This window comes from Limnohabitans planktonicus II-D5 (genome assembly GCF_001270065.2).
In the GTDB taxonomy this organism is placed as follows: domain Bacteria; phylum Pseudomonadota; class Gammaproteobacteria; order Burkholderiales; family Burkholderiaceae_C; genus Limnohabitans_A; species Limnohabitans_A planktonicus.
Genome location: NZ_LFYT02000041.1, coordinates 21822 through 30597 on the forward strand (window position 1 = coordinate 21822; position 8776 = coordinate 30597).

At 59.3% G+C, this 8776-nt stretch carries 8 protein-coding genes; 5 read left to right on the forward strand and 3 right to left on the reverse strand.

Features of this window, described 5'->3' with window-relative positions; translation table 11 throughout:
* Positions 1-59 precede the first annotated feature (59 nt).
* Positions 60-812, forward strand: coding sequence for an SDR family NAD(P)-dependent oxidoreductase (locus H663_RS39445; RefSeq protein ID WP_053173676.1), 753 nt, complete (start codon positions 60-62; stop codon positions 810-812).
* Positions 813-852: 40 nt separating this feature from the next.
* On the forward strand, positions 853-1290 hold the full coding sequence (locus tag H663_RS39450; RefSeq protein WP_053173494.1) for a nuclear transport factor 2 family protein: 438 nt from the start codon (positions 853-855) through the stop codon (positions 1288-1290).
* A gap of 306 nt (positions 1291-1596) precedes the next feature.
* Here the strand turns inward: H663_RS39450 and H663_RS39455 are convergent, their stop codons facing one another.
* Positions 1597-2211: a glutathione S-transferase N-terminal domain-containing protein gene (locus H663_RS39455; RefSeq protein ID WP_053173496.1), complete on the reverse strand. Its 615-nt coding sequence runs from the start codon at positions 2209-2211 to the stop codon at positions 1597-1599.
* A gap of 131 nt (positions 2212-2342) precedes the next feature.
* On the opposite strand from H663_RS39455, the gene purB reads away from it, so the two are divergent.
* Positions 2343-3743: an adenylosuccinate lyase gene (purB, locus tag H663_RS39460; RefSeq protein ID WP_053173678.1), complete on the forward strand. Its 1401-nt coding sequence runs from the start codon at positions 2343-2345 to the stop codon at positions 3741-3743.
* Positions 3744-3746: 3 nt separating this feature from the next.
* On the forward strand, positions 3747-4307 hold the full coding sequence (locus tag H663_RS39465; protein WP_053173498.1) for a YaeQ family protein: 561 nt from the start codon (positions 3747-3749) through the stop codon (positions 4305-4307).
* Between the two features lie 45 nt (positions 4308-4352).
* Here H663_RS39465 and H663_RS39470 read toward each other — a convergent pair whose 3' ends face one another.
* The gene (locus H663_RS39470; RefSeq protein ID WP_240620591.1) at positions 4353-5894 is read right to left on the reverse strand and encodes a M48 family metalloprotease; all 1542 of its coding nucleotides are present in this window, start codon (positions 5892-5894) and stop codon (positions 4353-4355) included.
* Positions 5895-5974: 80 nt separating this feature from the next.
* Between H663_RS39470 and moaC the strand changes: the two genes are divergently transcribed.
* Entirely contained in the window at positions 5975-6487 is a 513-nt protein-coding gene (moaC, locus tag H663_RS39475) for a cyclic pyranopterin monophosphate synthase MoaC (RefSeq protein WP_053173500.1), read from the forward strand.
* A 194-nt stretch (positions 6488-6681) separates the two neighbouring features.
* Here moaC and H663_RS41770 read toward each other — a convergent pair.
* Positions 6682-8776 (reverse strand): beta strand repeat-containing protein (locus tag H663_RS41770; RefSeq protein ID WP_205872757.1); only part of this gene is annotated, 2095 nt, incomplete at its 5' end.

The following is an 8776-nucleotide window of genomic DNA, read 5'->3' on the forward strand; positions in this document are numbered from 1 at the left end:
CCCGCTTGGCCAGTGAGCCATTGCCCGCCCAGCGTCGCTGGTACCAGCTCAACACGCCCATGCCCAGTTGGGCGGGGCGGCGGGTGTGGCTGGTGGGTGCCTCTACGGGCATCGGGCTGGCGTGTGCACAGGCACTGCGCGCTGCGGGCGCTGTGGTGATGGTCTCTGCCCGTCAGCCTCAAGGTGTGCTCGACTGGGCCGCGCAAGACACTGGCGTGCAGTGGCACCCGCTGGATGTCACCGTGCCCGCAGATGTGCAGGCCACTGCACGCCGCATCCTGGCCGATGGTCCGATTGATTTGCTGGTGTACGCAGCCGGTTACTACCGCGCCCAACGCGCCACAGCGCTGGATTTGCCCGACCTGCTGCAACATGACCGTGTCAATTACCAGGGAGCCTTGCTGGTGCTGGATGCGGTACTGCCCGACATGCTGGCCCAGCAGCGCGGGCACTTCAGTGTGATCAGCAGCGTGGCGGGCTGGCGCGGCTTGCCCAATGGCCTGGCTTACGGCCCCACCAAGGCTGCCCTGACGCACTTGGCCGAGACGCTGTACATGGATTTGCAGGACCAGGGCATCGGTGTGAGCGTGATCAACCCGGGCTTTGTGGCCACACCGCTCACGGCGCAAAACCAGTTCACCATGCCCGCCTTGCTCAGGCCCGAACAGGCTGCGCAGGAAATGCTGCGGGGCTGGGCGCGCGGACAATTTGACATCCATTTTCCGCGCCGCTTCACGGTGTGGCTCAAACTGCTCAGGTTGCTGCCTTACCGTTTGTATTTCCCCTTGGTGCGCAAGTTCACGGGGCTGTGAAAGACAGGCCCGCGTGGGTCATCCCAATTGATTGACAAGCATGAACACACGACAAGCCACCCAGGACCTGGTCACGTTTTTTGAAACGCTGTCTCCCGACAGCGTGGCGCAATTGCACACGGTCTACGACGCGCAAGCGCGTTTCAAGGACCCCTTCAACGAGGTGCAAGGCCTGCCCGAGATTGAGCGGATTTTCCGGCACATGTATGTGGCCCTGGAGCAGCCGCACTTTGTCATCACCGGGCAAGTGGTCGATGGGGATCAGGCCTTTTTGACCTGGGAGTTTCGCTTCCGTTTCAAACGCTTTGACACCCACACGCCCCAAACCGTGCGGGGGGCCAGCCATGTGGTGTTCAACGCGCAGGGGTTGGTCACGTTGCACCGTGATTACTGGGATGCGGCCGAAGAGTTGTATGAAAAACTGCCGGTGCTCGGTGGCTTCATGCGTTGGCTCAAAAAGCGCGCAAACAGTGCGTGATTCGGTGCCGTGATGTTGGCGCGGCCCTGGGGTCTATAGATTCGGCCCGATGAAGTCTGAGCAGTGTGGTGCCCGTTGGGAGGAGTTTGTGGGAGCTAGCCCTGCTGGCGATCAGACGCTTGTGGAGCAAAGGCTTTTCGCTTGCAGGGCAAGCTCCCACAAGGTGCAAGGTTGAAGTCAACCTGCAGACTTCACAGGGCCGGATCAATAGGAGCGGCACCACCGCCTCGATGAAATTCCCCAGACCACCACCCATCACCCCGAGGCCGGTGACGGCCACAAATTCATGCGGAGCTTGCGCCCGCTTTAAACCGGCAGGGTGTCGATGAAGCTTTGGCGTTGCGACAGTTTGTCATGGAGCCTGTGCAAATTGGGGTATTGACCGCGCCAGTCAATGCTGGCAAATCGCAAGTCCAGGTAACCCAGCGCGCAGCCCACGGCAATGTCGGACAGACTCAGGTGAATGCCCGAGCAAAATGCTTTGTCGCCCAGGCCCTGGCTCATGGCGCGCAAAGCGTGCTGGATTTTGTTCAGCTGGCGGTCGATCCAGGCCTGGCTGCGCTCGCTGTCCTGACGACCTGCCCAGGCTTGCTCCATGCGGGCCAGATAGGCCGCGTCCATCAGCCCATCGGCCAGGGCTTCCCAGGTTTTGACTTCAGCGCGCTCACGCCCAGCCGGGGGAATCAGTTTGCCCACAGGGGACAACGTATCCAGGTATTCCACGATGACGCGAGAGTCAAACACCGCCTCATGGCCTTCCATGATCAGGCAGGGCACTTTGCCCAATGGGTTGGATTCGTGGATGGTGGTTTGTTCGGACATCACATCTTCGATCACGAATTGGTAGTCCAGTTTTTTTTCGGCCATGACGATGCGCACTTTGCGCACATAAGGACTGGTGACGGAGCCGATGAGTTTCATAAAAATGTAGACGAGTGATTCTGTAGAAAAGAAACGAACTTGATTCTAGGTGAAGGCGGCTGCCAATTTTGGCGGCCGCCAAGTCACAAGGCCCGCGCAGTCGCGCAAGTGGCGGGAATTACAATCAGGTCATGAATTTTCCCCCTATTGCCGCCCTGTCGCCGCTGGATGGTCGTTACGCCAGCAAACTCAACACACTGCGCCCACTCATGAGTGAGCAAGGGTACATGCACCGGCGCGTGCAGGTCGAGATCGCCTGGTTCATCGCCTTGTCCGATGCCGGGTTTGCGGAATTCAAGCCTTTGTCGCTCGGCGCGCGCGCTTACTTGACCGCTTTGGTCAAAAACTTCAACCAAACCGATGCCGAAGCCATCAAAGCGTTTGAAAAGGTCACCAACCACGATGTGAAGGCCGTGGAGTACTGGATCAAATCCAAGTTTCAGGACCGTCCCGAACTGGAAAAAGTCGCCGAATTCGTGCACTTTGCCTGCACCAGTGAAGACATCAACAACACCAGCCACGCCCTGCAACTCAAGGGCGCTCGCGCCCAAGTGATCCTGCCCGGCCTGGACGGCCTGATTGCCAAACTGCGCGAGATGGCGCACAACTTTGCAGAAGTGCCCATGCTCAGCCGCACACACGGCCAGACCGCCAGCCCCACCACAGTGGGCAAGGAAATGGCCAACGTGGTCATGCGCCTGAACAGCTGCCGCGAAAAAATCGCAGCGGTCAAACTCATGGGCAAGATGAACGGAGCGGTAGGCAACTACAACGCCCACCTGTCAGCTTGGCCCGACTTTGACTGGGAAGCCTTTGCCCGCCAAGTGGTCGAGACGCCCGAGTTGAGTGAGACCCAAAGCAGCCAATGGGGCCTGGGCCTGAGCTTTCAACCCTACAGCATCCAGATCGAGCCGCACGATTACATGGCCGAGTTGTTCGACGCCGTGGCCCGCACCAACACCATCTTGATCGACCTGTCGCGGGATATCTGGGGTTATGTGAGTTTGGGCTACTTCAAGCAGCGCCTCAAGGCCGGTGAAATTGGTTCTTCCACCATGCCGCACAAGGTCAACCCGATTGACTTTGAAAACGCAGAAGGCAACCTGGGCCTGGCCAACGCCGTGCTCAAGCACTTGAGCGAGAAGCTGCCGATCAGCCGCTGGCAGCGTGACCTGACCGATTCGACCGTGCTGCGCAACATGGGCGTGGGCCTGGGCTACACCGCGCTGGCCTATGCCTCGCTCATGACGGGCCTGAACAAGCTCGAACTCAACGAAGAGGCGCTGGCCGCCGACCTGGATGCGGCCTGGGAAGTGCTGGCCGAACCCATCCAGACCGTGATGCGCCGCTATGGCGTGCAGGGCGCCTACGAAAAGCTCAAGGAAGTCACGCGCGGTAAAACGGTCAGCGCTGCAGACCTGCACGGCTTGATTGAGGCCTTGGAGATCCCGCAAGCCGACAAGGACCGCTTGCTGGCCATGACGCCGGGCAGCTACGTGGGCAAGGCCGCTGAACTGGCCCGCCGGGTTTGAACCATGGCCCTCAAATCCACCATTTACAAAGCCAATCTGTCGATCGCTGACATCGACCACAGCTATTACGAAGACCACCAGCTCACGCTGGCGCGGCACCCCAGCGAGACCGATGAGCGCATGATGATCCGCTTGCTGGCGCTGGCCATCAACGCCTACAAGCTGCAAGCCGTGTGCAAAGGTGACGGCAAGCTGGCCTTTGGTGCAGGCCTGTCGGACCCGGATGACCCGGACGTGAGCCTGCGTGACTTCACCGGTCAGACACGGATGTGGGTCGAAGTCGGCCAGCCCGAAGACAAGCCCATCATGAAAGCCTGCCAGAAGGCCGATGAGGTCTTGCTGTATTGCTTCAACCACGCGGCCGAAGTCTGGTGGAAAGGCATCGAGACCAAGCTCACCCGCCTGGACAAATTGCAAGTCTGGCGTGTGCCCACCGAAGGCTCTCAAGAACTGGCCAAACTGGCCGAGCGCAGCATGCAGCTGCAAGCCACCGTGCAAGAAGGCTCAGTCACCTTCAGCAGCGACCGGGGCAGCGTGCACATCGAGCTGGTGCGCTGGAAATAAACATCCCGCAACACAGCGTCTGTGAGACGCCCAAGCGCATGCCGTTCAGCGTTGTGTTTGCATCTCGCGCACCAAGGTCTGAGCCTGGCGCAGGCGGGTGTCGACGATGGAGGCTTCGATGTGCTCGCCTGCGGCCAGGCGGTTGTTGCGGGCCCAGTCTTGCGCGGCGCGAAAGCGGTCCACCGCGCCTGTCCAGTCCATGCGGGCCATTTGTGCTTCACCTTCGGCGCGAAGGGCTGGCAATGTCATGCCCTGGGCGGCCAGCAAACTGGCCAGGGTGTTCCAGGCTTGGGCATCCTGGGGGATTTGCTGCACCAGTTCGCGCAAGGTGCCGATGACCTCGTTGCGCATGGGCTGCGGGGGCAGGCGCGCCAAGGCCTGAGCGACCGCGATCAGCTCCGGCCGCGCCAAGGCTGTGCCCGGTGGCGAAGGCAGCAAGAGACTCAGCACTGCGCCGAAGCGCTCTTGCCGGGCCGCCATTTCTGCCTTGAGCAAGCGCACCACGCGGATGGCGGGCTCTGAACCAGAGTCCTGCACCCGTCTTTCCAGGCTTTGCAGGCTGCGCTCGGCCGATGCGCTATCTCTCAACTGCAGGTGGGCCAGGGTGGCGGCGTACAGAGCGCCCACTTGTTGGGTGGGTGTAGCCTGGGGTGAGTTGATTTTGCTGTCCTGCGTCCAGGCCTTGAGGGCGTCGACGTTGCCGTTTGACATGACCCGCGCCCGGGCGGCCAGCATGCTTTGGGTAAGGTCCTGCGTAACGGTGGAGGAATTGCCGCTCAAATTGCCACTCAGTTGCTGGCGTGCCTGCATGTCGGCGATGCGTTCGGAAGTCAAAGGGTGGCTGCGCAAATAGGGGAAAGCGCCGTTGTCGTTCACCCCCGCAGCCTGTTGCAGTTTGGCGAACATGGTGACAAACCCCCGGGGGTCGTAGCCCGCATCGCTCAGGACGCCATAGCCCACACGGTCGGCTTCGCGTTCCATGTCGCGTGAATAGCTCAGCTGCGACTGCATCGCGGCTGCTTGCCCACCCACAATCAAGGCCTGCGCCCCCTGAGCGCTTTTGCTCGCGGCCAGCACGCCCAGAATCATGGAGCCGATCACCCAGGGCGTCATCTTGCTTTGGTCGTCCATGGAGCGTGCAATGTGGCGCTGGGTGACGTGGCTGATTTCATGGGCCAACACCGAAGCCAACTCGTCATCTGACGTGACCACGGCGATCAGCCCCAAGTGGACCCCCAGATAACCGCCGGGCAGTGCAAACGCATTCACCGTGCGGTCGCGTCCCAGCAAGATGCGCCAGGCAAAGCGCTCTTGCAACTCCGGTGACAATTCCCCGCGTGCGGCAGCGGCCTTGACCAAAGGCGCCCACAGTCGCTGGATGTACTCATCGAGCACCGGGTCTTCCAGATAATCGGGGTCGCGGTAGAGTTCGCGCGCAATGCGGTCGCCCAGCTGGCGCTCTGCACCCAAAGAGATGCTTTCACCATGGCCCAGTGTGGGCAGTGCCTGCGGCCAGGCGGGTTGCAAACAAAGTGCAGCAGTCAACAAAGACAGCACCAGGGACGAGCGACAGAATTTGAGTTTCACAGCAAAAAGGGGTCCATTCAATGGCCGTATGATGCGCCATTCTTGTGAATGATTTGTAACCAGATTTGAGCACCCTTGCCATGACACAGCCCTCTGAAGTCTTGACCCATTTTGATGCCCAAGGCCAAGCCCACATGGTGGACGTAGGTGACAAGACGGCCACACGCCGCATAGCCGTGGCCACCGGCCGTATCGAGATGCTGCGAGCCACTTTGGCGCTGATCGCGTCGGGCACCGCCAAAAAAGGCGATGTGTTGGGCATCGCACGCATCGCAGGCATTCAGGGTGCCAAAAAGACCAGCGACCTGATTCCCCTGTGCCACCCGATTGGCCTGACCCGCGTGGCGGTCGAGTTTGAAGTCTTGCACGAGCACAATGCCGTGACCTGCACCGCGACGGCCGAAACGGTGGGCCAGACGGGCGTGGAAATGGAAGCACTGACCGCCGTGCAGGTGGCCCTGCTGACGATCTATGACATGTGCAAAGCCGTCGACCGGGGCATGACCATCAACGGCGTGACCTTGCTGGAAAAGCACGGGGGCAAGTCGGGGAGTTTTGTGGCGGCAAAGCCGTTTTCAGGACAGGTATTTTGACGCCCCAATCAATCGCCCATGGACTCGATGGAGGCTTGGGCGTTGAGAGATGCGTCATCCGAGCGGTCCAGGTGGATTGCCCACAATGACATCTGTGATGAGGCACCTGTCCTGATGTATCCGAGCAGACAGGCCATGTGTGTGTTCACAACTCGCGTTCTCGTTAGGCGGCACATGCTGGTTTGTTCTCAAACTCACAGTTGAGTTTTGGGGGCAAGACAAAGCTCTATGTCGGAATTCTCATCCCTGACTTCGCATACGCATTCCTGAGTGCTGTCAGGTGTACATGCTTGCTGTTGCCAGCCAGTTCTGGTGCCTGCCAGGGCTGCACCTTTGTTCGCATTGTTGAAGCCAGCAAGCGCCAATCGACTGATCGGTGTCACTAAGCGCCACGGATCGATCACAACGGGCGCATTGGCAGTCACCGCTGGATTGATGGTCAGCAATGCATTGTTGATACTGAGCGTGTAGTTGCTCAAAATGGTTTGTGCATTGGCAGGTGCAAGCTTGAGATTTGAGGGATAAACACCCGAAGAAACACCGGCTGCCAAGCCTGTCACAAACACATCTTCACCCAAGACAAAACCCGATTTGAGGGCAGGCAACTGACTTTGAAGTGAGCCGTTGGCCGTCACTGTGGTGGCCGTACCCGTCACGGCAGCAAGCTTGGGCGTGATCTTGCCCTTGGTGCTCACAGATGTCGGCAAGTTGTAGTTGATCAGATCAGTGCCTGTCGCAGCTACAAAATTGTCCGCCGCCAGATTGGCCGTGACGCTGCTCGCGCCCAACACATTTTTATCGTTGTAAATGCCGACAGCTTGAGTCACCGTGGCACTTTCAGTTTGCCCGTCAACGGTCACACCTTCAACTGTAAAGGCGCTGGGGACCAAGGTCGCTGCTGTTGTGCCATCGTAGGTTTTGGTTTGATCGTCGAGGCTGATGATCAGATTGGCCTTTTCAATCGTTCCTGTAGCAACAGATGTGTTGGCAACCGTGTAATTTCGCCCGTTGTTGTCATCATTGATTTCGACAGATTGGACGACCAGCCTGGAGTTTCCTGTGCCCAACGCATTTTTATGGACAAACGCTTGAGTCGCAGTGATGAAGTCCCGAATTTGAGTGCCAATCACAAAAACGGCCTTGTCGGATCTGGTGCTGCCGTCGTAGACCTTGGAGTCGGTCACCGCTGCAAGCGTCAGTTCCTTGGGTGTGATGGTGCCTGTGGCGCTGGCCTTGTTGCCGATGGTGTAGTTGTTGCCGTTGTTGCCATCGTTGATGGTGACTGCGTCCACTTGAAGTGTGGAGTTATTGGCACCCAGCACGTTCTTGCTGGCGAAGGACTGAACAGCGGTGATGGTGTCATCACCTTGCTTGCCCGTCACGGTCGCTGCCTTGCTGGAGCTGGTGCCGCCGTCGTAGATCTTGGTGTCGCTCACCGCTGCGAACGTCAGTTCCTTGGCCTTGATGGTGCCTGTGGCGCTGGCCTTGTTGCCGATGGTGTAGTTGTTGCCGTTGTTGCCATCGTTGATGGTGACTGCGCCCACTTGAAGTGTGGAGTTATTGGCACCCAGCACGTTCTTGCTGGCGAAGGACTGAACAGCGGTGATGGTGTCACCGGTTTGTGTGCCCGTCACAGAGGCTGCATTGCTGGAGCTGGTGCCGCCGTCGTAGATCTTGGTGTCGCTCACCGCTGCGAACGTCAGTTCCTTGGCCGTGATGGTGCCTGTGGCGCTGGCCTTGTTGCCGATGGTGTAGTTGTTGCCGTTGTTGCCATCGTTGATGGTGACTGCGCCCACTTGAAGTGTGGAGTTATTGGCACCCAGCACGTTCTTGCTGGCGAAGGACTGAACAGCGGTGATGGTGTCATCACCTTGCTTGCCCGTCACAGAGGCTGCATTGCTGGAGCTGGTGCCGCCGTCGTAGATCTTGGTGTCGCTCACCGCTGCGAACGTCAGTTCCTTGGCCTTGATGGTGCCTGTGGCGCTGGCCTTGTTGCCGATGGTGTAGTTGTTGCCGTTGTTGCCATCGTTGATGGTGACTGCGCCCACTTGAAGTGTGGAGTTATTGGCACCCAGCACGTTCTTGCTGGCGAAGGACTGAACAGCGGTGATGGTGTCACCGGTTTGTGTGCCCGTCACAGAGGCTGCATTGCTGGAGCTGGTGCCGCCGTCGTAGATCTTGGTGTCGCTCACCGCTGCGAACGTCAGTTCCTTGGCCTTGATGGTGCCTGTGGCGCTGGCCTTGTTGCCGATGGTGTAGTTGTTGCCGTTGTTGCCATCGTTGATGGTG